24 protein-coding genes are annotated in these 21522 nt (G+C 63.0%); 15 read left to right on the top strand and 9 right to left on the bottom strand.

The window, feature by feature from the left end:
• Positions 1-222 precede the first annotated feature (222 nt).
• The 5 genes from CKW37_RS24050 to CKW37_RS24030 all read left to right on the top strand — a co-directional run bounded on the left by CKW37_RS24050 (position 223) and on the right by CKW37_RS24030 (position 4915).
• Positions 223-2661: a Lon protease family protein gene (locus tag CKW37_RS24050; protein WP_095158716.1), complete on the top strand. Its 2439-nt coding sequence runs from the start codon at positions 223-225 to the stop codon at positions 2659-2661.
• 169 nt (positions 2662-2830) lie between these two features.
• Positions 2831-3148 (top strand): hypothetical protein, encoded by a 318-nt coding sequence (locus CKW37_RS24045; protein WP_095158715.1) that lies wholly within the window; start codon positions 2831-2833, stop codon positions 3146-3148.
• A gap of 133 nt (positions 3149-3281) precedes the next feature.
• Positions 3282-3770 carry a TIGR00645 family protein gene (locus CKW37_RS24040; RefSeq protein WP_095158714.1) on the top strand — a complete coding sequence of 163 codons (489 nt, stop codon included), beginning with the start codon at positions 3282-3284 and terminating at the stop codon, positions 3768-3770.
• Positions 3771-3906: 136 nt separating this feature from the next.
• Positions 3907-4215, top strand: a complete 309-nt coding sequence (locus CKW37_RS24035) for a DUF6482 family protein (protein ID WP_095158728.1) — start codon at positions 3907-3909, stop codon at positions 4213-4215.
• Positions 4216-4297: 82 nt separating this feature from the next.
• Complete coding sequence (locus CKW37_RS24030; protein WP_095158713.1) at positions 4298-4915, top strand: FKBP-type peptidyl-prolyl cis-trans isomerase; 618 nt, start codon at positions 4298-4300, stop codon at positions 4913-4915.
• An 84-nt stretch (positions 4916-4999) separates the two neighbouring features.
• Here CKW37_RS24030 and CKW37_RS24025 read toward each other — a convergent pair whose 3' ends face one another.
• The 3 genes from CKW37_RS24025 to CKW37_RS24015 form a co-directional block, all read right to left on the bottom strand.
• Positions 5000-5248, bottom strand: coding sequence for a hypothetical protein (locus CKW37_RS24025; protein WP_042124780.1), 249 nt, complete (start codon positions 5246-5248; stop codon positions 5000-5002).
• Between the two features lie 132 nt (positions 5249-5380).
• Positions 5381-5722 (bottom strand): zinc ribbon domain-containing protein YjdM, encoded by a 342-nt coding sequence (locus CKW37_RS24020; RefSeq protein WP_095158712.1) that lies wholly within the window; start codon positions 5720-5722, stop codon positions 5381-5383.
• 99 nt (positions 5723-5821) lie between these two features.
• Complete coding sequence (locus CKW37_RS24015; protein WP_095158711.1) at positions 5822-6790, bottom strand: polyprenyl synthetase family protein; 969 nt, start codon at positions 6788-6790, stop codon at positions 5822-5824.
• 251 nt (positions 6791-7041) lie between these two features.
• Here CKW37_RS24015 and rplU point away from each other — a divergent pair, with 251 nt between their 5' ends.
• From rplU to CKW37_RS23990, 5 genes are all read left to right on the top strand, one after another.
• On the top strand, positions 7042-7356 hold the full coding sequence (gene rplU / locus CKW37_RS24010; protein ID WP_009398990.1) for a 50S ribosomal protein L21: 315 nt from the start codon (positions 7042-7044) through the stop codon (positions 7354-7356).
• 35 nt (positions 7357-7391) lie between these two features.
• Entirely contained in the window at positions 7392-7649 is a 258-nt protein-coding gene (gene rpmA / locus CKW37_RS24005) for a 50S ribosomal protein L27 (protein ID WP_010225698.1), read from the top strand.
• Positions 7650-7843: 194 nt separating this feature from the next.
• Positions 7844-9067, top strand: a complete 1224-nt coding sequence (gene cgtA, locus CKW37_RS24000; protein ID WP_095158710.1) for an Obg family GTPase CgtA — start codon at positions 7844-7846, stop codon at positions 9065-9067.
• A 93-nt stretch (positions 9068-9160) separates the two neighbouring features.
• Positions 9161-10279 carry a glutamate 5-kinase gene (gene proB / locus CKW37_RS23995; RefSeq protein WP_095158709.1) on the top strand — a complete coding sequence of 373 codons (1119 nt, stop codon included), beginning with the start codon at positions 9161-9163 and terminating at the stop codon, positions 10277-10279.
• A 5-nt stretch (positions 10280-10284) separates the two neighbouring features.
• Positions 10285-10746, top strand: a complete 462-nt coding sequence (locus CKW37_RS23990; protein WP_095158708.1) for a CreA family protein — start codon at positions 10285-10287, stop codon at positions 10744-10746.
• Positions 10747-10791: 45 nt separating this feature from the next.
• On the opposite strand, the gene mksF is transcribed toward CKW37_RS23990, so the two are convergent.
• From mksF to mksB, 3 genes are read right to left on the bottom strand one after another with little or no spacing between them, the layout of a single operon-like run.
• Positions 10792-13623, bottom strand: coding sequence for an Mks condensin complex protein MksF (gene mksF / locus CKW37_RS23985; protein WP_095158707.1), 2832 nt, complete (start codon positions 13621-13623; stop codon positions 10792-10794).
• Positions 13620-14321, bottom strand: coding sequence for an Mks condensin complex protein MksE (mksE, locus tag CKW37_RS23980; protein ID WP_095158706.1), 702 nt, complete (start codon positions 14319-14321; stop codon positions 13620-13622). The genes mksF and mksE overlap by 4 nt, the downstream gene beginning before the upstream one ends.
• Entirely contained in the window at positions 14311-15588 is a 1278-nt protein-coding gene (gene mksB, locus CKW37_RS23975) for an Mks condensin complex protein MksB (protein WP_095158705.1), read from the bottom strand. Before mksB ends, mksE begins: the two co-directional genes overlap by 11 nt.
• A 176-nt stretch (positions 15589-15764) precedes the next feature.
• Here mksB and CKW37_RS23970 point away from each other — a divergent pair, with 176 nt between their 5' ends.
• From CKW37_RS23970 to can, 3 genes are all read left to right on the top strand, one after another.
• Positions 15765-16565, top strand: a complete 801-nt coding sequence (locus CKW37_RS23970) for an energy transducer TonB (RefSeq protein ID WP_095158727.1) — start codon at positions 15765-15767, stop codon at positions 16563-16565.
• On the top strand, positions 16558-17010 hold the full coding sequence (gene rimI / locus CKW37_RS23965; RefSeq protein WP_095158704.1) for a ribosomal protein S18-alanine N-acetyltransferase: 453 nt from the start codon (positions 16558-16560) through the stop codon (positions 17008-17010). The genes CKW37_RS23970 and rimI overlap by 8 nt, the downstream gene beginning before the upstream one ends.
• Before the next feature lie 65 nt (positions 17011-17075).
• A complete protein-coding gene (gene can / locus CKW37_RS23960; protein WP_095158703.1) occupies positions 17076-17714 on the top strand; it encodes a carbonate dehydratase in 639 nt (212 codons plus the stop codon).
• A gap of 35 nt (positions 17715-17749) precedes the next feature.
• On the opposite strand, the gene CKW37_RS23955 is transcribed toward can, so the two are convergent.
• Positions 17750-18901: a hypothetical protein gene (locus tag CKW37_RS23955; RefSeq protein WP_095158702.1), complete on the bottom strand. Its 1152-nt coding sequence runs from the start codon at positions 18899-18901 to the stop codon at positions 17750-17752.
• Between the two features lie 83 nt (positions 18902-18984).
• Between CKW37_RS23955 and CKW37_RS23950 the strand changes: the two genes are divergently transcribed.
• On the top strand, positions 18985-19578 hold the full coding sequence (locus CKW37_RS23950) for a D-Ala-D-Ala carboxypeptidase family metallohydrolase (protein ID WP_095158701.1): 594 nt from the start codon (positions 18985-18987) through the stop codon (positions 19576-19578).
• Here CKW37_RS23950 and CKW37_RS23945 read toward each other — a convergent pair.
• Together CKW37_RS23945 and CKW37_RS23940 are read right to left on the bottom strand one after the other, a co-directional pair.
• Entirely contained in the window at positions 19526-19861 is a 336-nt protein-coding gene (locus tag CKW37_RS23945; RefSeq protein WP_095158700.1) for a DUF2834 domain-containing protein, read from the bottom strand. The two genes, CKW37_RS23950 and CKW37_RS23945, sit on opposite strands and share 53 nt — an antisense overlap.
• A gap of 44 nt (positions 19862-19905) precedes the next feature.
• A complete protein-coding gene (locus CKW37_RS23940) occupies positions 19906-20775 on the bottom strand; it encodes a LysR substrate-binding domain-containing protein (protein WP_095158699.1) in 870 nt (289 codons plus the stop codon).
• Positions 20776-20904: 129 nt separating this feature from the next.
• On the opposite strand from CKW37_RS23940, the gene CKW37_RS23935 reads away from it, so the two are divergent.
• Positions 20905-21510, top strand: a complete 606-nt coding sequence (locus CKW37_RS23935) for a LysE family translocator (protein ID WP_095158698.1) — start codon at positions 20905-20907, stop codon at positions 21508-21510.
• The last annotated feature ends 12 nt before the right edge of the window (positions 21511-21522 follow it).

The following is a 21522-nucleotide window of genomic DNA, read 5'->3' as shown; positions in this document are numbered from 1 at the left end:
GCCATAGGTGGTCGTGCCAGATCGGGTCCGGTTATCTACCCGGCCGCGCAGTGTAGAGTTTAGGCACGATCCCGCGGTTCCGTGATTAATTGCGAAATATTGCTTTAACACACATTTGCACGGCTCATTCAGCCCTGTAGGCAAATGCGCCAAGAGCCTTGCAACGCGGGCGCGGGCGGCGCCAGAATGCCGACATCTGCCCCGCCGAAGTAAGGAAGCCCGATGCCCGATCCTGTCGCTGCGAGCCTGCGTCTTGCGCCAGAAGCCCTGACCCGGCCGTTTTCCGCTGAACAGTTCGCCTTCTCCACAACCAATGATCTGGAGCCATTTCGCGGTGTGCTGGGCCAGGAACGTGCGGTCGAAGCCTTGCAGTTCGGCGTCGCCATGCCACGTCCGGGATACAACGTATTTGTCATGGGCGAGCCGGGTACCGGCCGCTTCTCGTTCGTCAAACGCTACCTGAAAGCCGAAGGCAAGCGCCTGCACACGCCGTCGGACTGGGTCTACGTCAGCAACTTCGACGAACTGCGCGAGCCGCGCGCGGTGGAACTGCCCGCCGGCAGTGCGAACACCTTCATCGCCGACATCGGCGGCCTGATCGACAACCTGCTGGCGACCTTCCCGGCGGTCTTCGAGCACCCGTCCTACCAGCAGAAGAAAAGCGCCATCGACCGTGCGTTCAACCAGCGCTACGACCGTGCGCTGGACGTGATCGAGCGCGCTTCGCTGGAGAAGGATGTGGCGCTGTACCGCGACAGCACCAACGTCGCGTTCACCCCGATGAGCGACGGCAAGGCGCTGGACGAAGCGGAGTTCGCCCAGTTGCCGGAAGCCGAGCGCGAGCGTTTCCACGAGGACATCGCAATCCTCGAAGAGCGCTTGAACGAAGAACTCGCCAGCCTCCCGCAGTGGAAGCGCGAATCGAACAACCAACTGCGCCAGCTCAACGAAGAAACCATCACCCTGGCGCTGCAGCCATTGCTGGCGCCGCTGTCGGAAAAGTACTCGGAAAACGCCGAGGTCTGCGCCTACCTGCAGGCCATGCAGGTCAACCTGCTGCGCACCGTGGTCGAGCAACTGGTGGATGACGCCAAGACCGACGCCGTGGCGCGCAAGCTGCTCGAAGAGCAATACGCACCGAGCCTGGTGGTGGGCCATCCGGCCAGCGGCGGCGCGCCGGTGGTGTTCGAGCCGCACCCGACCTACGACAACCTGTTCGGCCGCATCGAATACAGCACCGACCAAGGCGCGCTGTACACCACCTACCGGCAACTGCGCCCGGGTGCGCTGCACCGGGCCAATGGCGGTTTCCTGATTCTCGAAGCGGAGAAGATGCTCGGCGAGCCCTTCGTCTGGGACGCCCTCAAGCGCGCCCTGCAATCGCGCAAGCTGAAGATGGAATCGCCGCTGGGCGAGCTGGGCCGCATCGCCACGGTGACCCTGACGCCGCAGATGATCCCGCTGCAGGTCAAGGTCATCATCATCGGCTCCCGCCAGCTCTACTACGCGCTGCAGGACCATGATCCGGACTTCCAGGAGATGTTCCGCGTGCTGGTGGATTTCGACGAAGAAATCCCGATGCACAACGAGAGCCTGGAGCAGTTCGCCCAGTTGCTGAAAACCCGTACCAGTGAAGAAGGCATGGCGCCGCTGACCGCCGATGCGGTGGCCCGCCTGGCGACCTACAGCGCGCGCCTGGCGGAAAATCAGAAGCGTCTGTCGGCGCGGATCGGTGACCTGTTCCAGTTGGTCAGCGAGGCGGACTTCATTCGCCACCTGGCCAATGACGAAATGACCGACGTCGGCCACATCGAACGCGCCCTCAAGGCCAAGGCCACGCGCACCGGGCGGGTCTCGGCTCGGATTCTCGACGACATGCTGGCCGGCATCATCCTGATCGACACCGAAGGCGCTGCGGTAGGCAAGTGCAACGGCCTGACCGTGCTGGAAGTGGGCGATTCGGCCTTCGGTGTGCCGGCGCGGATTTCCGCCACGGTGTACCCGGGCGGCAGCGGCATTGTCGACATCGAGCGCGAGGTCAATCTCGGCCAGCCGATCCACTCCAAGGGCGTGATGATCCTTACCGGTTACCTGGGCAGCCGTTACGCCCAGGAATTCCCGCTGGCGATTTCGGCGAGCATCGCCCTGGAACAGTCCTACGGCTATGTCGATGGTGACAGCGCTTCGCTGGGTGAGGCCTGCACGCTGATTTCGGCGCTGTCGAAGACTCCGCTCAAGCAGTGCTTCGCCATTACCGGGTCGATCAACCAGTTCGGTGAGGTGCAGGCGGTGGGGGGGGTCAACGAGAAGATCGAAGGCTTCTTCCGACTCTGCGAGGCCCGCGGTCTGACCGGAGAGCAGGGCGCGATCATTCCGAAAGCCAACGTCGTCACCCTGATGCTGGATGAGCGGGTGCTGCAGGCGGTGCGCAACGGGCAGTTCCACATCTACGCCGTCAGCCAGGCCGATGAAGCCCTGAGCCTGTTGGTGGGTGAGCCGGCGGGCGAGCCGGATGCCGATGGCCAGTTCCCGGAAGGCAGCGTCAACGCCCGGGTGGTCGAGCGTCTGCGGGTGATCGCCGAAATGATCAGCGAAGACGACCTCAAGGAAGCCGAAAAAGAGTTGGCTGAACAGGCGCTTGCGGAGGTCAAACCCGCCTGAGGGAAACATTGCGGGCGCCGTGTTGTCATGACCATTCGGCGCCCGCTTGCCGGCACTCGCTTGCCGGCGGCGGTTTTCTTCTATTCTTCAGGGCATGGATAGTCGTCGGTGCAGGACGGAACAGCCTTGTGGTCGGAGGCTGAACGAGATTTTTCCGAGGGTCGTCGCCATGCCGCGCAGCCTCAGCCTTACCCGCCAATGCCTGGGCCTGGTGACCCGCATTGAGTGCAGTATTCGTCCGCTGGCCGGAGACAATGGCATGTGGACACTGCTTTTCGCCGCCGGCATGGCTGGCGAACAGCCTTCCGCCATCAAGGCCCAAGGGCCGTTTCATGGTCCGTTCGTAGCCGAGTCGGTGCTTGAGGCGATCGTCGACAGCCTGACCCTCCACGGTTACACGGTGGCGAACGATCCGCAGATCTGGTGCGTACACCTTCAGGCACAGTTACGACGCGTCAACGGCGGGCACGTGCATCACGTTGGCTGACGTCTGACTCTTCCAGATCCCGAACCCTTCGGGGTCTTTCCCCTGCCTGCGGCAGCGCGTCGCGGGCTTTTTCCCACACGTCTGGCTGATATACTGCCGCTCGATTTTCCCCCGCCTTCAGGTGACTAGCTCAATGGAACGCTTTATCGAAAATGCGATGTACGCCTCGCGCTGGCTGCTCGCACCGATCTACTTTGGATTGTCGCTGGGCTTGCTGGCGCTGGCATTGAAGTTCTTCCAGGAGATATTCCACGTTCTCCCAAACGTCTTTTCCCTGGCCGAATCCGACCTGATCCTGGTGCTGCTGTCGCTGATCGACATGGCGCTGGTGGGTGGTCTGCTGGTGATGGTGATGATCTCCGGCTACGAGAACTTCGTCTCGCAACTGGACATCGACGAAAGCAAGGAAAAGCTCAGTTGGCTCGGCAAGATGGACTCGTCTTCGCTGAAGATGAAAGTGGCTGCGTCGATCGTGGCAATTTCCTCGATCCACCTGCTGCGGGTATTCATGGACGCCCAGAACATCAAGTCCGACTACCTGATGTGGTACGTGATCATCCACATGACCTTCGTGATTTCGGCCTTCGCCATGGGTTACCTGGACAAGCTCACCAAGCACTGATTGCTGCTGGTAAGCGCGTCATCCGCCGCCCGTCCGTTGCAAAACGGACGGGCGGTTGCGTTTCTGCCTTGTGCTTTGTGGCGTGCTGTACAAAAAATGAACGGTCGCTCGAATGTTCCAGTTGCGAGGTAGTGTCATGAACCTGCACGAATTGAACACCCAGGCCCGCGCGGGCCGTGTCGAGGAACTCAACCTGATCGCCATCGAAGGCGGCGATTTCCTGCTTGAAGCGCGATGCAGTGGTCACGCGCATCCGCTGACCAACATCAAGGGCAGCCGTCTGAAAGTGCACTCGATGGTCGAGGCGCACCATCTGCTGGAAGGCTTGCCAACGTTGCCGCTGAACCTCGTGCATTGGTCGGTGCAGGATGAAATGTGTGGCATGGCCGATATCGGGGAAGAAGACCTCAAGCTGCCCCTGCCGCGTCGTTCGCCTGGTAGCTGAACTGCTTCGCCGCAGTGTGCTAGGCTGCTGGCCCTTTTCATAAAGGGCGCAGTGGTTTTGCGCCCTGCTGCGGAGCAAGCCAATGTCCGAAATCAACCTGTCCACCGACGAAACCCGCGTCAGCTACGGCATCGGCCGTCAACTGGGCGGTCAACTGCGCGACAACCCGCCACCGGGCGTTAGCCTGGACGCCATCCTCGCCGGCCTGACCGATGCCTTCTCTGGCCAGGCCAGCCGCGTCAGCGAAGAAGAGCTGTCCGCCAGCTTCAAGGTCATCCGTGACGTCATGCAGGCCGAAGCTGCTGCCAAGGCAGAAGCTGCCGCTGCATCCGGCAAGGAATTCCTGGTCGAGAACGCCAAGCGCGACGGCATCACCACGCTGGCCTCGGGCCTGCAGTTCGAAGTCCTGACCGCCGGTGAAGGCGCCAAGCCGACCCGCGAAGACAACGTGCGTACCCACTACCACGGCACCCTGATCGACGGCACTGTCTTTGACAGCTCCTACGATCGTGGTCAGCCGGCTGAATTCCCGGTTGGCGGCGTGATCGCTGGCTGGACCGAAGCCCTGCAACTGATGAACGCGGGCAGCAAATGGCGCCTGTACGTGCCGAGCGAGCTGGCTTACGGCGCCCAGGGCGTTGGCAGCATCCCGCCGCACAGCGTTCTGGTCTTCGACGTCGAGCTGCTGGACGTTCTGTAAGCCAAATCCTGATCGCGAGCAAGCTCGCTCCTACAGAGATCAACACCCTGTAGGAGCGAGCTTGCTCGCGATTTCATATTCCGATCAGAACCCGGTATGCGGGGTGTTCGGGCGCAAGGCCCGCGCATAACAGAACAGGAACAGGTTCCTCACCAGTTCCTTGAGCACGATCGGCTCACTTGAATTCAGACCATTGAGATCCAGGTCGCCCTGGTCGCGCAGTTCGTCCAGTGCCGCTTCTTCGAGCACGGCACAGACTTCGCCGGTCTCGCGGTGGAGGATGCGCAGGTAAGGTTGGGGGCGGTCAAGCCAGGCGTCGATCAGATAAGTCATGGCTATTCTCCTTGAAAGCGTTCAATGAGAATAATTCTTATTATCAAAATAGCAAGTGACAATTAGCGATTTTTTGCATTTTCTGCCGGGGTGCGCGCCTGTGTCGCGGCGCGCCTCCGGATTTGCAGGGGATCAGACTTTACGCACGAATTCCGATTTCAGCTTCATCGGACCGATGCCGTCGATCTTGCAATCGATGTCGTGATCGCCATCGCACAGGCGGATGTTCTTCACCTTGGTGCCGACCTTGACCACCAGCGAGGTGCCCTTGACCTTCAGGTCCTTGATCACGGTGATGGTGTCGCCGTCCTGCAGGACGTTGCCGACGGAGTCCTTCTTCACCACATCGTCGTTGGGCGCTTCGGCATCGCCGCTGGCGGACCACTCGTGGGCGCACTCGGGGCAGATCAGTTGAGCGCCGTCTTCATAGGTGTATTCGGAATTGCATTTGGGGCAGGGTGGCAAGGTGCTCACTAAGTTTCCTCAGGTCATGCGTGCAGAAAGCCCACATTGTATAGGGTTTTGCCTGGCAGAGGAAAATCGGGCCCGTCGGACGACGGGCCGGGAGGGGTATCAGTGGGTGCGGGCTACGGCGAATTCGCTGAGTTCGACCAGCGCGTCGCGGTATTCGCTGGCCGGCAGGACGTCGAGGCAGGCGATGGCACGCGCCACGTATTCGCGAGCCAGTTGAGCGGTGTACTCCAGAGCGCCGGCAGCGTCGACCGCGTCGCGGATGCGCTCCAGGTCCTCGATCCCGCCTTTCTGGATTGCCTGGCGAACCAGGGCAGCCTGTTCCGGGGTGCCTTCACGCATGGTGTAGATCAGCGGCAGGGTTGGCTTGCCTTCGGCCAGGTCGTCGCCGACGTTCTTGCCCAGTTCCTGTGCGTCGCCCTTGTAGTCGAGCAGATCGTCGACCAGTTGGAAGGCCACGCCCAGGTGGTCGCCGAAGGTACGCAGGGCTTCACGCTGGTCTTCGCTGGCGCCGGCCAGGGCGGCGGCGCTGTGGGTCGAGGCTTCGAACAGCATCGCGGTCTTGCCGCGGATGACGTCCATGTAGATCTCTTCGGTGGTGCTGGCGTCGCGGATCCGCGACAGTTGCAGCACTTCGCCTTCGGCGATCACGCGGGTGGCCTTGGAGAGGATCTGCATGACCGGCATCGAACCCAGCTCGACCATCATTTCGAAGGAGCGGGAATAGAGGAAGTCGCCCACCAGCACGCTCGGTGCGTTGCCCCAGAGGGCGTTGGCGGTGGAGCGGCCACGGCGCATGCCGGACATGTCGACCACGTCGTCATGCAGCAGGGTGGCGGTGTGCAGGAACTCGATGGTCGCAGCCAGCAGGCGCAGGTCATCGCCTTCGCGGCCCAGCGCCTTGCCGCAGAGCAGCACCAGCAGCGGACGCAGACGCTTGCCGCCGGCCGAGGTGATGTAGTCGCCGATTTTCGATACCAGCGGGACGCGAGAAGTCAGCTGTTTCTTGATGATCTCGTCAACGGCGCTGAAGTCGTCCGCTACCGCGCGGTAGAAAGCTTGGGGTTGCATCGGCCACAGGTGCTCCATATAGGTTGCGCGGCATGCTAGGTTGCGGGTCCCGGCCTGTCAAGGCGCGCTGCCCGGGCCACTGGGGCGGGACTTGCAAGGCCGGATGGGCTTGCGTACAATCGCGCACCCTAACTTCCTGGGCAGCACCTGCCTTACGCAATTGCACTGGGCCGTTCCAGCCCTATGCAGCCATGCCAGCCAATATTCTTACTATAAAGAGCTGGGTGAGCAGGATTATTGGAGAAATACCCATGTCTTACGCAGTAATTGTTACCGGTGGCAAGCAGTACAAAGTCGCCGAAGGTGAATACCTGAAGATCGAAAAACTGGAAGTCGCTACTGGCGAATCCGTTACTTTCGACCGCGTTCTGCTGGTCGCCAATGGCGACGACGTGAACATCGGCGCTCCAGTTGTTGCTGGTGCCAAGGTTGTTGCTGAAGTGATCTCGCAAGGTCGTCACGACAAAGTGCGCATCATCAAGTTCCGTCGCCGTAAGCACCACATGAAGCGTATGGGCCACCGCCAGTGGTTCACCGAGATCAAAATCACCGGTATTCAGGCTTAATTTCAGCCTAATCCCCCTTCAGGAGAATTGAACTCATGGCACACAAAAAAGCTGGTGGTAGTACCCGTAACGGTCGCGACTCAGAAGCCAAACGCCTTGGCGTGAAGATGTATGGCGGCCAGGCTATCATCCCTGGCAACATCATCGTCCGTCAGCGCGGCACCCAATTCCACGCTGGCTACGGCGTTGGCATGGGCAAGGATCACACCCTGTTCGCCAAGATCGCGGGTAAGATCAAGTTCGAAGTAAAAGGCGCCTTCGGTCGTCGTTACGTGAGCGTTGTCGCCGAGTAATCGTGCGATCGCTGGAAAAGCCCTGTCTCGCGACGGGGCTTTTTCGTTTTTGGGGTGAGTCTCTTGCAAAGCTGTTTGTATGGGCTGCCGGCGCTGGTTGTTACGGTCGTTGACGGGGGCCGCCGCGCTCATTTTTGCAAGAGCCTTATGTCTTTGTGTCATTCAACTCGTCCGACTGACGAGAGGCGGTTTTTATGAAGTTTGTTGACGAAGTATCGATCCGGGTCAAAGCCGGTGACGGCGGTAACGGTTGCATGAGCTTCCGCCGCGAAAAATTCATCGAGAACGGCGGTCCCAACGGCGGTGACGGTGGCGACGGCGGTTCGGTCTACATGGTTGCCGACGAAAACCTCAACACGCTGGTCGACTACCGTTACACCCGTCACTTCGATGCCCAGCGCGGCTCGAACGGCGGCAGCACCGACTGCACCGGCAAGAAGGGCGATGATCTGGTCCTGCGCGTGCCGGTCGGCACCACGGTGATCGACGCCGCTACCCAGGAAATCATCGGTGACCTGGTCAAGCCAGGGCAGAAGCTGATGGTGGTTCAGGGCGGCTGGCACGGTCTGGGCAACACCCGCTTCAAATCCAGTACCAACCGTGCGCCACGCCAGACCACTCCGGGTAAACCGGGTGAGCAGCGTGACCTGAAACTGGAAATGAAAGTCCTCGCCGACGTCGGTCTGCTGGGCCTGCCAAACGCCGGCAAGAGCACCTTCATCCGCGCCGTCTCGGCCGCCAAGCCGAAAGTCGCCGACTACCCGTTCACCACCCTGGTGCCGAACCTGGGTGTGGTCAGCGTCGACCGCTGGAAGAGCTTCGTCATCGCCGACATCCCCGGCCTGATCGAAGGCGCTTCCGACGGTGCCGGCCTGGGTATCCGTTTCCTCAAGCACTTGGCGCGTACCCGCGTGCTGCTGCACCTGGTCGATCTGGCGCCGCTGGACGAAAGCAGCCCGGCCGATGCCGCGGAAGTCATCGTCAACGAACTCGAGCGCTTCAGCCCGTCGCTGGGCGAGCGTGAGCGCTGGCTGGTACTGAACAAGTCGGACATGATCCCTGACGACGAGCGCGATGAGCGGGTCAAGGAAGTGGTCGACCGCCTGCAGTGGGAAGGCCCGGTCTACGTGATCTCGGCGATCTCCCGCCAGGGCACCGAAAAGCTCAGCCATGACCTCATGCGCTACCTTGAAGACCGCGCCGACCGCCTGGCTAACGATCCGGCCTACGCCGCGGAACTGGCTGACCTCGATCAGCGCATCGAAGACGAAGCCCGCGCCCAGTTGCAGGCCCTGGACGACGCCCGCACCTTGCGCCGTACTGGCGTCAAGAGCGTGGACGATGTCAGCGACGACGATGACTTCTGGGGCGAAGAGGACGACGAGGACGGTCCGGAAATCATTTACGTGCGCGACTGATCCGTTGCAGTACACTGAACGCCGCTTTTTCAAGCGGCGTTTTGTTATCTAAAAAATCTACAGAATCCACACAGATCGATAGGTTGGAAGAAGATGCGGAGCAAGGTGACAGGTGCCCAGCGCTGGGTCGTGAAGATTGGCAGTGCCCTGCTGACGGCGGATGGCAAGGGCCTGGATCGCGCGGCCATGGGTGTCTGGGTCGAGCAGATGGTGGCCCTGCGTGAAGCAGGCGTCGAGTTGGTGCTGGTCTCCTCCGGGGCCGTGGCTGCCGGCATGAGCCGTCTGGGCTGGACCAAGCGACCGAGTGCGATGAACGAGTTGCAGGCGGCCGCCTCCATCGGCCAGATGGGCCTGGTACAGGCCTGGGAGTCCAGCTTCGGCGAGCACGGCAAGCACACCGCGCAGATTCTCCTGACCCACGACGACCTGTCCGATCGCAAGCGTTACCTCAATGCCCGCAGCACCCTGCGCACCCTGGTGGAGCTGGGCGTGGTGCCGGTGATCAACGAGAACGACACGGTGGTCACCGACGAAATCCGCTTCGGCGACAACGACACCTTGGCCGCGCTGGTGGCCAACCTGGTCGAAGCCGACCTGCTGGTGATCCTTACCGACCGCGACGGCATGTTCGATGCCGATCCGCGCAACAACCCCGATGCCAAGCTGATCTACGAAGCCCGTGCCGACGACCCGAGCCTCGATGCCGTGGCCGGCGGTACCGGCGGTGCGCTGGGCCGTGGCGGCATGCAGACCAAACTGCGCGCAGCTCGCCTCGCGGCCCGTTCCGGCGCCCACACCATCATCATCGGCGGGCGCCTGGAGCGCGTGCTGGATCGCCTCAAGGCCGGCGAGCGCATCGGCACGCTGCTGTCGCCTGAGCGCGGCATGCTGGCGGCGCGCAAGCAGTGGCTGGCGGGCCACCTGCAAACCCGCGGCACTCTGGTGCTGGATGCCGGCGCTGTACAAGCGCTGCGCGAAGCGAACAAGAGTTTGCTTCCAGTGGGCGTGAAGACCGTGCAAGGCAGCTTCCGCCGTGGCGAGATGGTGGTTTGTGTCGGTCCGGACGGCTTGGAAGTGGCTCGCGGTCTGGCCAACTACAGCGCCCTCGAGGCGCAGAAAATCATCGGCCAACCGTCGGATGCCATCGAGAGCCTGCTGGGCTACAGCGCCGAGCCGGAGCTGGTGCACCGCGACAACCTGATTCTGGTGTGAGGAAAATGAGTGTGATCAAGGGACTGTTTGTCGCCGCGTTGCTGGCCCTGCCGGCGCTGGTATCGGCTGAAGAAATCGGCCAGGTGTCCACCGTGTTCAAGCTGGTCGGACCGAATGACCGGATCGTCGTCGAAGCCTTCGACGACCCCAAGGTCGAAGGCGTGACGTGCTACCTGTCGCGGGCCAAGACTGGCGGCGTGAAGGGCGGACTGGGGTTGGCGGAAGACCGCGCGGAAGCGTCGATCGCCTGTCGTCAGGTCGGCCCGATCAACTTCAAGGGTCAGCTCAAGGATGGCGAGGAAGTGTTCAAGGAGCGCACCTCGCTGGTGTTCAAGACCATGCAGGTGGTGCGCTTCCTCGACAAGAAGCGCAACACGCTGGTGTACCTGGTGTACAGCGACCGCGTGATCGAAGGCAGCCCGCAGAATGCGGTGACGGCGATTCCGATTTTGCCTTGGGCGCAGTGATCGCTTTCTGAAATATGTGGGGCCGGTAAAGGCCCCACATCATTTTCAGGCTGACGTCTCTTCGGCCTCTTTCCGCACCTCCGCCTTCACCACATCCAGCCGGCTGATGTACTTCCAGTCCGACTCGTCGATGTAGATGCCGTTCGGCCCGCTACCGCCTTCCAGATCGATCGCCACGTGTGCCGACACCTGCGGCTTCACGCTCGCCAGGATCGGGACGAAGCCCAGTTGCAGGCTGGTTTCCAGCAGCGCGGCCTGGTTGCGTTCGTCGATGTCCGCAGCCTCATCGAGGTAGTACGGCAGGCGCACGCGGCCGGCGAGGTCGCGGTCCATCAGGTGCAGCAACAGGTACATGTTGGTCAGCGCCTTGATGGTCATCGTGGTGCCGTTGGAGGCGGCGCCGTCGATGTCGGTGTGGATGACCGGCTGGCCGTTGACCTTGGTGATCTCGAACGCGAGTTCGAATAGGTCCTTGAGGCCAAGCTGGTTGTGGTTCGCCGCAACCAGGCGGGCCAGATACTCCTTGGCTTCCTCGTTCTTGTTGTCCTGCTCGGCACTCTGGCTCAGGTCGAACACCGACAGGGTCTCGCCTTCCTCGTATTGGCCGGCGCTGTGGATGATCTGGTCGATGTGTTTGAGCGCTTCCTTGTTTGGCGCGAGGACGATGCGGAAGCTCTGCAGGTTGGAGACCTGGCGACGGTTGATCTCGCGGTTGAACAGCGCCAACTGGTGTTCGAGGCTGTCGTAGTCGCTGCGGATGTTGCGCAGGGTCCGGGCGATGTCGGTGACCGCAGCGCGGCGTGCCTTGCCCAGGGTCAGCGCTTCATCGGTGCGGTGCGCGTAGGCGTTGATCAGCAGTTGCAGGCGGCGCTCCATGTCGTCTTCGCTGTCGAACTTGGCCACGCCCTTGAGGCGGACCTGGGCGTACAGCGCTTCGATCTGGTTGTCGATCCGCAGCAGGCCCTGCCAACTGTCCTGATAGTCGTTGAGCAGCGGCAGCAGGTTGTCCATCGAGTCGTCCACCGGCTCCATGAACGGCGTGCCGAACGGCAGGTCTGACGGCAGCAGTTGGCGGCGGCGCAGGGCGTCGTCGAGGGTGCGCTGCTTGGCTTCCATATCGGCGATCTGCCGGCCGACCAGTTGCAGTTTGGCGGACAGTTGCTGGACGCGTTCGGTGAAGGCGTCGCTGGAGCGCTTGAGTTCGTCCTGGGCGGCTTCCAGTTGCGCCAGTTGTTCCAGCTTGTCGCCTTCTTCGACGCTCAGGGTCTGGGTGCGGCGGAAATCTTCGAGGGCTTTCTGCGCGTCCAGCACCTGTTGGTACAGGGCTTCGGTCTGGGTCTTGCTCGCGGCGCGGTCGGCGGTCACCGACTGCTGGGTCTTGAGCTGCTTGAGTTCTTTTTCCAGGCGCTCCTTCTGGTCGCGCAGTGCGGCGCGGTCGGCCAGGGCCTGCAGGGCCGGCGGCTCGATATGGGACAGGTCGATGGACAGGCCAGGCACTTCGAAGCGCTCGCCCTTGAAGCCGTCCAGTACCGCTTCCAGTGACTTGACCCAGACGTCGCTGTCATCCAGCTCGATGCCGCGCTCGCCCAACGGCAGGCTGAACAGCGCGCCGTTGAACAGGCGCATCAGACGTTCGACGTCCTGTTGCGAGAACTCTTCGCGCAGGCGGGCGTAGCTGTTGTTGTCGGCGTGATCGAGTTGCTGTTTCACCGACTTCAGGCGTTTTTCCAGGTCCCGCAGGCGCTCTTCGAGGTCTTCGGCGCTGAACTGGCGGGACTGCGCCAGGGCGCCGGCCAGCTCGTCGTGGGCATCCTTGGCGGCCAGCAGTTGCTGTTCCAGCACCTTGACGTCGTCCACCAGAGCAAAGCGGTTCTTCAGCACCGACAGCTCGCCGAGCCAGCGCTGAATGCCGCTGATTTCACGCTCCAGGCGCATCAGTTCCTGGGTGCCGTTGCGCTGGTCGTTCTGCAGTGCGTCCTGCTCGCCACGGTAGTGTTCGGACTGGATGACCAGTTCTTCCTTACGGGCGCCGGAGTAGTCCTGCCAGGTGCCCAGCAGCGAATCGAGCAGGGGCGACAGGCGGTGCAGTTTGCCGCGCAGGATGTCGCGCTGCGCCACGCCGTTGGCCAGGGCCTCGACCAGCGGGCCGGCGGCGACCAGCGAGTTGTAGTCCTGCTCCATGCGGCGTACGTCGCGGAAGGCTTCTTCGCACGCAGCGATGTAGTCGACGCTGCCGGAGCGCAGGCTGTGCTCGAAGGCGTCGAGGAACAGTTGCTTGAGCTTGGCGGCGGTGATTTCGCGCATGTGCAGCAGGTTGATGAACAGTGCGCGGAAAGTCTTCAGGCTCTGCTCGCTGGTGGAGCGCAGCGGGATCAGGGTCAGGTCGAGCGGAATCGAGGTATGTCCGCCGACCAGCAGTCGACGCAGTTCGTCAGGCTTGAGTTCGTAGGCTTTCAGGCCGTTGCGCTCAAGGTTGGCGAACAGCTCTTTCTGGCGCAGGCAGGTGTCGTTGCGCTGGTAGTGGGCCAGGTCCAGCTCGCCGGCGTAGGCGAAGAACTGGTGGCCGAAGCCGCCGCCCGGGCCGCGGCCGACCACGCCAATCACGTGCGGGCCGTGGGGCAGGTTCACTTCGCAGAGGATGTAGCTGGTGTCGCTGGCGAAGTAGAAGCGCCGCGACTGCTCCAGGCTGTATTTGCCGAAGCTCATGTCCGACATGCGCGCCAGAATCGGGAATTGCAGGGCGTTGATCGAGGCACTCTTGCCCAGGTTGTTCGCGCCGTAGACCGACAGCGGGTGTTCCAGGGGGAACAGGCCGAGGCTGTAGCCGGCGGTGTTGAGCAATGCGAAGCGGCGGATGCCGTAGCGTTCCTGGCTCATGCGTCAATCTCCTGTTGCTCTTCGGCGATGGCCCGGGCCAGGGCGTCTTCTTCGCTTTCTTCGAACGGCGCCAGATCGAGCGGGTCGTCGGTGCTGTTGAGTTGTTCGGGGCTTTCTTCTTCCACCAGCACGGGCGTGGGCAGCGGCAGGTTGCTGTGCAGGCTGGCGGCCAGGTCGCGGTCCTGCTGGACCGACAGGCAGACATCGAGGAAGCGGTGCATCGGCGGCAGGAAGCGGTAGATGCCGTTTTCTTCGTGGGCGAAGCCGAGCTGGGTCATGCGGCGCATGATCTTTTCTTCCAGTTCGTCGGGGGTCTGCACTTCGGCCTGGAGGAACAGGTCGCGGTACTTGTCCAGCAGCGAGGGCAGTTCGTCGCGGCCGAGGCTGCCGCCGTCGAGCACCGACATCGGGTCGCGGCCCTGGTCGGCCAGGTGCTCCACCAGGATGAAGGTGAACAGCGACAGGCGCTGCGCGGTCTTGTTGACCTGCGCGGCAGCCAGCTCGGGGACGAAGTAGTAGAAGCCGCGGGTGTCGCAGACCAGCTCGTAGCCCAGTGCCTTGAACAGGCCGCGGTACTGGTCCTGGAAGTTCGACAGTTGGGTGTACAGCTCCGGGTCGCGCCGGCTGATGTGGAAGCCCTTGAACAGCTCGCGGAAGATCGGTGCGAGCTGGGACAGTTCGGAAAGATCAAGATGCATGGGTAGGGCTCGCTGTAGGCTCTGGCGAAGTTTCGCGGCTGGATGTCAGGGCGAAGGAGCGCAGGCTGACCAGGTGTTCGCGGGTGGTGTAGTCACGGCGGTCGAGGCGTTCGCGGGCGAAGCGTTTTTCCCGCGAGAGGCGCGAGAACCAGTAGAGCAGTTCGTCGGTGGCGCCTTCGGGTTCCTGCTCCAGCAGCCAGACCATCAGGTCCGGCAGCGGCAGGGCGTCTTCGCAGCGTTCGAGCATTTCCTTGACCGTGCGCGGGGCTCGGGTCGGTTCGCCCTTGTGGCTCTTGTGCGCCTTGGGGAACTGCGCCGGCTTCGGTTCGAAGCGAGCCAGGGCGTAGACGTAGGCCTCGACCTGGCTGGCGCTGCCGAGAAAGGTGCTCTGCGGCCGGGTGAACAGCGGCATGGCCGCCTGCGGCACGGCGTCGATGCCCTTGCGGCGGATCACCGACAGGGCCAGGGCCGCGCCGCGGGTCACGGCGTTGTGCCGGCGCGCTTCTTCGCGCAGCGGCAGCAGCAGTTCGCGGGCGTGGCGCAGGGTCAACTGGGCACTGGTCTGCATTTCGAGGATGCGCGCGTGGGTGCGCAGCAGCATGTCGTCGTCCACCAGTTGCCCGAGCCGGGCCTGCTCGCTGAGCAGGCGCAGCAGCACGGTCTCGACCTTGCGCACGCCTTGTTCGAAGGCGCCGTCGGCGTTGACCAACTGGATCATCGGCTCGACGTACTCGTCCCAGGTCGCCAGTACTTCTGCATAGCGCTGGCGCAGGGGAATCTGGCGGTCGCTGGTCTTGGCCCGTTCGGCCACGCCGACCAAGGCCTGCTCGTCGTTGTCGAGCTTCTTCAAGACATCGCGTACGCGCATGTCCAGCAGGCGCAACTGGCGGGCCAGGTCGTGGCCGTCGCGGATGTCGAAGGCGTCCTGGATATGCCCGGCCAGACGCTCGAGGTGGCGCAGATAGGCTTCGATTTCCAGGCACAGGCCGAGGCGGTGTTCGCGGCGCAGGTAGGCGAGGAAGTCGTGGATCTGGGCGTTCAGCTCGAAGCGGTTGGGGCTTTTTGCCACCGGGACGAGGATGTCCAGGCGGATCCACACGTCGAGCAGGTTGGTGATGTCCTGGACCGTGCTTTCAAGCTGCTGGGCAGCCAGTTGCTGGCGCAATTCGCCCAGACTGAGGGTACCCCCGTCGAACCGCTCGCACAGCGGTTCCAACAGGTTCCAGTGTTCAGCCAGGGCGCGCAGGACGCGCTTGGGTTCGATCATTGGCGGTTCGACTCGCTGCCAAATAAAAGCGCCGATTGTACTGCATTGGGGGGGATTGGCTTCACCCTTGATCGTTTGCAGGGGGTGTCCGGCGTTTTTCCGCCGATCGACTGCGGCGCCCGGCGCGCAACGGCGTTAGAATGTGCGCCCTGACTTATCCACAGATGGCCGCCTCCTTGCTGACCGAGTCCCGCCGCCGCGCTTACCTGAACGCCATGCAAGTGGTGCACTGGCTGCCGCGTGCCGAACTGCCGTTCGCCGCGCCGTCGCGCCCGGAGCTGCTGTTGCCGCTCGAGCCGCTGGTCGAGGAACTGCCGCCGGAAGTGCCGGCCCGGGCAGCCGCCGCTGTCGCCCAGTCCGTTGTGAAGCCCGTGGTGAAGCCGGCAGAGCGGCCGAAGATCGAGATTCCCCGCCCGAGCGTCACCGCCAAGCCGGCGCCCAAGCCGGTCGAGGCGGCGGAAGAAGCGCCCGCGCCGGTCAAGGCCGTGGTCCAGCCGCCGCCGCGTTTCGCCCTGCAGTTGCTGCGTGCCGGTAACTGCCTGCTGCTGGTCGAACTGGCGACTGGCGAGGCCTTCCAGAGTCGCGATCCGTCCTACCTGCTGCTCAAAGACATGCTGCGTGCCGCCGGCCTTCCCGACAGCCCGCAGATCGTCGGCGAGCCGGTGCGCTGGCCGTTGCTGGTGCGCGGCAGTCTCGACCAGGGCCCGGATGCTGCGCGGGACTTCGTCCAGGGCTTCATTCAGGCCCGGCTCGAAGAAGTACCGTGCGCCTGTCTGTGGCTGATCGGCCTGCCGGCCATCCGCTTTGCCGGCGAAGGCGACGAAACGTCCTATACCCGTGAATGGGCGGTGCAAGGCCTGGGCACTGCCTGGGGGCTGCCGTCCCTTGAATTGTTGATGGACGAGCCGCCGCGCAAGGCGGACGTCTGGAAAGCCATGCGCCGGCTGATGGCGCGCTGGAAACCGCACAATGAGTGACACCCTCAGCTTCCGTCGGATGACCGAGGCGGATCTGGATAGCGTACTGAAGATCGAATACGCCGCCTTCAGTCATCCCTGGACCCGCGGGATCTTCCTCGACGCGCTGAAAAGCTACGAAGTCTGGTTGATGTTCGAAGGCGAGCAACAGGTCGGCCATGGCGTGATCAATGTGATCATCGACGAGGCGCACCTGCTCAACATCACCGTCAAGCCGGAGAGCCAGGGCCGCGGTCTGGGCCTGGCGCTGCTGGAACAATTGATGAAGCGCGCCTATGAGTCGAACGGTCGTGAGTGCTTCCTTGAAGTCCGCGCCAGCAACCAGTCGGCCTACCGCTTGTACGAGCGCTATGGTTTCAACGAAGTGGGTCGGCGCCGCGATTACTACCCGGCGCCGGGTGGCCGCGAAGATGCGCTGGTGATGGCCTGCACCCTCATCGAATAAAGGGCGCGTGACCCGCCCGGGTCGCGGCCTGTCATAACAGGGCATCCTTTCCGTGAGGCTTGAACATGCACGACCTGCAAGAACTGATCGATAACAACGCGCGTTGGGCGGACAGCATCACCCGGAAGGACCCTGATTTCTTCGCCAAGCTGGCGAACCAGCAGACGCCTGAATTCCTCTGGATCGGCTGCTCGGATGCGAGGGTTCCGGCCAACGAGATCGTCGGCATGCTGCCGGGCGACCTGTTCGTCCACCGCAACGTCGCCAACGTGGTGCTGCACACCGACCTGAACTGCCTGTCGGTGATCCAGTACGCGGTGGATGTGCTCAAGGTGCGGCACATTCTGGTGACCGGCCACTACGGTTGCGGCGGTGTGCGGGCGTCGATGCAGGACCGCCAGTTCGGCCTGATCGACGGCTGGCTGCGTTCGATCCGCGACCTGTATTACGAGCACCGCGTCGAGCTGTCGAAGCTGCCCACCGAGGAAGAACAGGTGGACCGCCTGTGCGAGCTGAACGTGATCCAGCAAGTGGCCAACGTCGGCCATACCACCATCGTCCAGAACGCCTGGCATCGCGGCCAGGAGTTGTCGGTACATGGCTGCATCTATGGCATCAAGGATGGTCGCTGGAAGAGTCTGGACGTGACCATCAGCGGACTTGACCAGTTGCCGCCGCAGTATCGGTTGCGACCGCAGGAATAGAGTGTTTCGGGGCTGCTTTGCAGCCCCGATGGCTTTCAGATTTCTTCGACCGGCTTCTGCAGCTCGCGCAGCTTGCGCGTCACCGCGCCGGTATTGCACTTCGCGCTCGCCTGCTCTGGCGTCATCTCGCGAATGGTCCGATAGAACAATTCACAGGTCTGCTTCTTCGCGGTCACTTGCCACTTTTGCGTGCAGGCGTTCAGTGTCGCTTGCGGGTCGGCTTTCGGGTTGCGGCCCACGCCGGCCTGCCAGCAGGCAGCGCTGAGGTCCTGGCCCATCATCTTCAGGCCCGCCGCATCGGCCTTGTCCTGATCACCACCGTTGTTGGCCGGGTCCGCCGCATACCAGATCGCACTTGGGTGGTTCGAGCCCAGCACGGGCACCTGTTGTCCGGGCGTCGGGCTGATGGTTGCCAGGCCCAACACTTTCAGGCTCGGCCCGTACTGCTGCTGGATCCAGGTGCGCACCGGCGAACCGAAGGCCACCATCGGCAGCGAGGCACCGCTCTGGGTGCGGGTGACTTCCTTGACCATGCGCACCTGATAGTCCTGGAAGTAGCTGTAGACGCCTTCCAGGTCCTTGCCGGCGCTGGCCGGCGCGGCGATCGGGGCGATGTCGACGATGGTCTGGTAAGCCGGGGTGTCGGTGGCGGGAATGCCGTTGAAGGTCAGCAGACTGGCCCAGCGATCGGTGGTGTTGGAACGCAGGTAGTCCTGGGCCTGGGTCAGCGAGTAATCCGGCGGGAAGTGCAGCAGCTCGATGCTGCGGCGGTTTTCCAAAGCCATGCCCAGCGGCAGGAACAGGTACCAGCTATAAGCCCATTTACCGTCAGCGTTGAGCTTTTTCGCACCGTTGTAGGCCAGCTCGCCGGTGTCGAGCAGGGCGGTCAGCGGCTTGCCGTAGTCCGCCGGGACGCCGCCGATTTCGGCATGCAGCTTGTCGTTGTCACGCAGCACCTTCACCGTCGCGGCCGGGTAGCCGTCGCGTTGCACGCTCTGGGTCAGGTAGTGCTCGACGGTCTTTTCCAGTGTCCAGTCGCGAAAGCAGATCACGCTGCAGTTATTGGGGTAGGCGAACAGCCGGGTCACGCGCTCCTGGCTGCCCAGTTCCACCCGGGTGTCGGCCGCTGCCTGGCTGGCTGCGGCGAGGGCAATCAGGCCTAAAGCGATCGGTGCAATCTTGTGCATGCTTAACTCCTTGTCAGATGCCTCCCTCCGATTGGGAGGATTGCCATACTGGGGGAGTTGCCGGGGCCATGGGAAGAGGGCGGATGAACGGATGGAAAAAGGCGATTGCGGCCCTGTTGATCAGTACCGCGGCCCAGGCGGATGAGCGCGATCTTTGGTTGTTCGCTCAATGGACGGCGGACCATCAGACCCGGCCCTTCCGCGAAATGCTGGTGGATGCGCAACTGTACGGCGTGGTGCCGCTGTATCAGTTGCTGCGCTCGGCCAGCGACTGGCGCCAGTGCCGCGCCGAGCCTTTTGCGGTGCCGCCCGTGGCGCAATGGCCGGAGGTACGCAGCACCTTGCGGCTGCTGGACCTGCTCAGTGATGAACGGATTCTCGGACCCTATGAAGTGGTGTCGGCCTACCGTGACCCGGCACTTAATCGCTGCGCCGGCGGCGCGGTCGGCAGTGCCCACACCCGCGCCTTCGCCGTCGATCTACTGCTGGCCAAGGGCAGCGACCCGCAACCGTTGTGCCGTTTCTGGCAGCGCTATGGCAAGGTCTGGAACATGGGCCTAGGGCGTTATCCGTCAGGGCGTATTCATATCGATACCGCCGGCTATCGCACCTGGGGTGGCGACTTTAGTGCGGATTCGTCGTTCTGTGTGCGGCTGGCGAATGACGAAACCCGTTGATCACCAGATACAGCAATGGGCCGATCGACACGAACACCGCCGTCAGCAGGAAATACGGCAGCACGCTGAGCAGCGACCGACCTTTGGCCCGAGCGTCTTGGGCCATCCAGGCGCAGGCGAGGCCGGCCATGATGTAAAGGTCGATCACCACCTGCGCGGTGTCGGGGCTTGACATCAGTTGCACACCGAACTGCAGCAGGGATTGTTCGGCGATGCTCATGCTGTAGAGGGTGTAGCCGGTGAAGGCGAGGAGGGTGATCAGGGCCAGCCAGGGCTTGTTCATCGTGCAGTCCTTGCGTCGGAAAATTCTGAGGGCCGAGTGTAACCTCACGCCGGATTGCTGTGGGTCTTCTCAACCACCCAGTCCGCAAAGCGCCGGCATTTCTCCGATTCCTCCCAAGGCTGCGGACAGAGCAGCACATACGCCGAGCCGTCGCGAACGAAACCGTGGGGCGCCTGTAACTGGCCGCTGGCGAGTTCATCGTCGACCATCATTCGCGACGCAATGGCCACGCCGAGGCCCGCCACCGCAGCCTGAATGCACAGGTAGAAATGTTCGTAGTCGGCGCGGCTTTCGCTGTTGTCCGGCTGTCCGCTCAGGCGCAGCCAGGTGGCCCAGGCGCCAGGGCGAGTGGTGCTGTGCAGCAGGCGCTGGCCGGTGAATCCCTGCGCGGGCAACGACCGCGAAGGGCTGACGACCGGCCCGACCCACTCGTCGCAGACCTTGCGCACATGCAGCCCGTCTTCCCACTGAAAGTCGTCGCGGCGCAGCGCCAGGTCGATGCCGCTGCGGGCGAAATCCACCGGGCCGCCAGCCGCCATCAGGTGCAACTGGATATCCGGGTGCGCGGCCTGGAACGCCGGCAGTCGCGGGATCAGCCATTTCATCGCCAGGGTTGGCTCGCAGGACAACACCAATACGTTTTCCCTGGCCTGTTGCTGCAGGCGATAGACCGTGCCTTCGAGCTGTTCGAACACCGACTGGGTGGTTGCCAGCAAGGCGCGGCCCGCAGCGTTGAGGAAGATCGCGCGGTTGCGTCGCTCGAACAGCTCCACCCCCAGCGACGCTTCCAGCAAGCGCACCTGGCGGCTGACCGCGCCGTGGGTGACGTGCAATTGTTCGGCGGCGCGGACGAAGCTGCCCGTGCGCGCGGCGACATCGAAGTAGCGAAAGGCGGTGAGGGCAGGCAGTTTCATATCTGTGAGGAAAACTAGCGGATTTGCCGCACTATAAATCGCTTTTTAAGCCGTGGTCAGGGTTTCGATAATGGCGGACCGCGTAGTCGATCTGCGCTATTTGCTTGCGTATCCAGAAAGGGAATCTTTGTGAACGAACTCATCGCCGTTGCCCTGTTCACCGTGTTGGCGGTCATCAGCCCCGGGCCGGATTTCGCCATGGTCACTCGGGCCAGCTATGCCTTCGGCCGGCGTAGCGGCCTGCTCGCCGCGCTCGGCATCGCCTGTGGCGTGCAGGTGCATGTGCTGTACACCGTGCTCGGGGTGTCCGTGCTGGTGCAGCATTCGCCGACGCTATTCCTGTTGATGAAAGTGCTCGGCGCCGGCTACCTGATCTACCTCGGCTACAGCTCGCTGACCAACACCCGCCGCCTGTCACTGGACGGCGAAGCGCCCGCAGCCAGAGGCACCTTCGTTGCGGGTTTCCTCACCAACGCGCTCAATCCCAAGACGCTGCTGTTCGTGGTCAGCGCCTATACCCAGGTGGTCGGGCCGGGCAGTTCGCTGGCGCAGCAATTCGGCTACGGCCTGTTCATGTCCGTGGCCCACTGGGTGTGGTTCAGCCTGGTGGCGTTGGGCTTTTCCAGTGCGCCGCTGCGCCGGGTAATGATCGAGCGTCAATTGCTTGTGGACCGGGTGATCGGCATGGCGCTGCTCGGGCTCGGCGTGACGGTGCTGTTCGCCAGTGTGCGTTGAGCGGATTGCAAC

Source organism: Pseudomonas sp. Irchel 3E13 (genome assembly GCF_900187455.1).
Lineage (GTDB): Bacteria > Pseudomonadota > Gammaproteobacteria > Pseudomonadales > Pseudomonadaceae > Aquipseudomonas.
The sequence above is the reverse complement of the archived record's forward strand: the minus strand, read 5'-3'. Positions and strand labels throughout refer to the sequence as shown.

Coding starts and splice junctions, on each gene's coding strand:
- CKW37_RS24050 (WP_095158716.1), top strand. CDS start 223: ATGCCCGATCCTGTCGCTGCGAGCCTGCGTCTTGCGCCAGAAGCCCTG.
- CKW37_RS24045 (WP_095158715.1), top strand. CDS start 2,831: ATGCCGCGCAGCCTCAGCCTTACCCGCCAATGCCTGGGCCTGGTGACC.
- CKW37_RS24040 (WP_095158714.1), top strand. CDS start 3,282: ATGGAACGCTTTATCGAAAATGCGATGTACGCCTCGCGCTGGCTGCTC.
- CKW37_RS24035 (WP_095158728.1), top strand. CDS start 3,907: ATGAACCTGCACGAATTGAACACCCAGGCCCGCGCGGGCCGTGTCGAG.
- CKW37_RS24030 (WP_095158713.1), top strand. CDS start 4,298: ATGTCCGAAATCAACCTGTCCACCGACGAAACCCGCGTCAGCTACGGC.
- CKW37_RS24025 (WP_042124780.1), bottom strand. CDS start 5,248: ATGACTTATCTGATCGACGCCTGGCTTGACCGCCCCCAACCTTACCTG.
- CKW37_RS24015 (WP_095158711.1), bottom strand. CDS start 6,790: ATGCAACCCCAAGCTTTCTACCGCGCGGTAGCGGACGACTTCAGCGCC.
- rplU (WP_009398990.1), top strand. CDS start 7,042: ATGTCTTACGCAGTAATTGTTACCGGTGGCAAGCAGTACAAAGTCGCC.
- rpmA (WP_010225698.1), top strand. CDS start 7,392: ATGGCACACAAAAAAGCTGGTGGTAGTACCCGTAACGGTCGCGACTCA.
- cgtA (WP_095158710.1), top strand. CDS start 7,844: ATGAAGTTTGTTGACGAAGTATCGATCCGGGTCAAAGCCGGTGACGGC.
- proB (WP_095158709.1), top strand. CDS start 9,161: ATGCGGAGCAAGGTGACAGGTGCCCAGCGCTGGGTCGTGAAGATTGGC.
- CKW37_RS23990 (WP_095158708.1), top strand. CDS start 10,285: ATGAGTGTGATCAAGGGACTGTTTGTCGCCGCGTTGCTGGCCCTGCCG.
- mksF (WP_095158707.1), bottom strand. CDS start 13,623: ATGAGCCAGGAACGCTACGGCATCCGCCGCTTCGCATTGCTCAACACC.
- mksE (WP_095158706.1), bottom strand. CDS start 14,321: ATGCATCTTGATCTTTCCGAACTGTCCCAGCTCGCACCGATCTTCCGC.
- mksB (WP_095158705.1), bottom strand. CDS start 15,588: ATGATCGAACCCAAGCGCGTCCTGCGCGCCCTGGCTGAACACTGGAAC.
- rimI (WP_095158704.1), top strand. CDS start 16,558: ATGAGTGACACCCTCAGCTTCCGTCGGATGACCGAGGCGGATCTGGAT.
- can (WP_095158703.1), top strand. CDS start 17,076: ATGCACGACCTGCAAGAACTGATCGATAACAACGCGCGTTGGGCGGAC.
- CKW37_RS23955 (WP_095158702.1), bottom strand. CDS start 18,901: ATGCACAAGATTGCACCGATCGCTTTAGGCCTGATTGCCCTCGCCGCA.
- CKW37_RS23950 (WP_095158701.1), top strand. CDS start 18,985: ATGAACGGATGGAAAAAGGCGATTGCGGCCCTGTTGATCAGTACCGCG.
- CKW37_RS23945 (WP_095158700.1), bottom strand. CDS start 19,861: ATGAACAAGCCCTGGCTGGCCCTGATCACCCTCCTCGCCTTCACCGGC.
- CKW37_RS23940 (WP_095158699.1), bottom strand. CDS start 20,775: ATGAAACTGCCTGCCCTCACCGCCTTTCGCTACTTCGATGTCGCCGCG.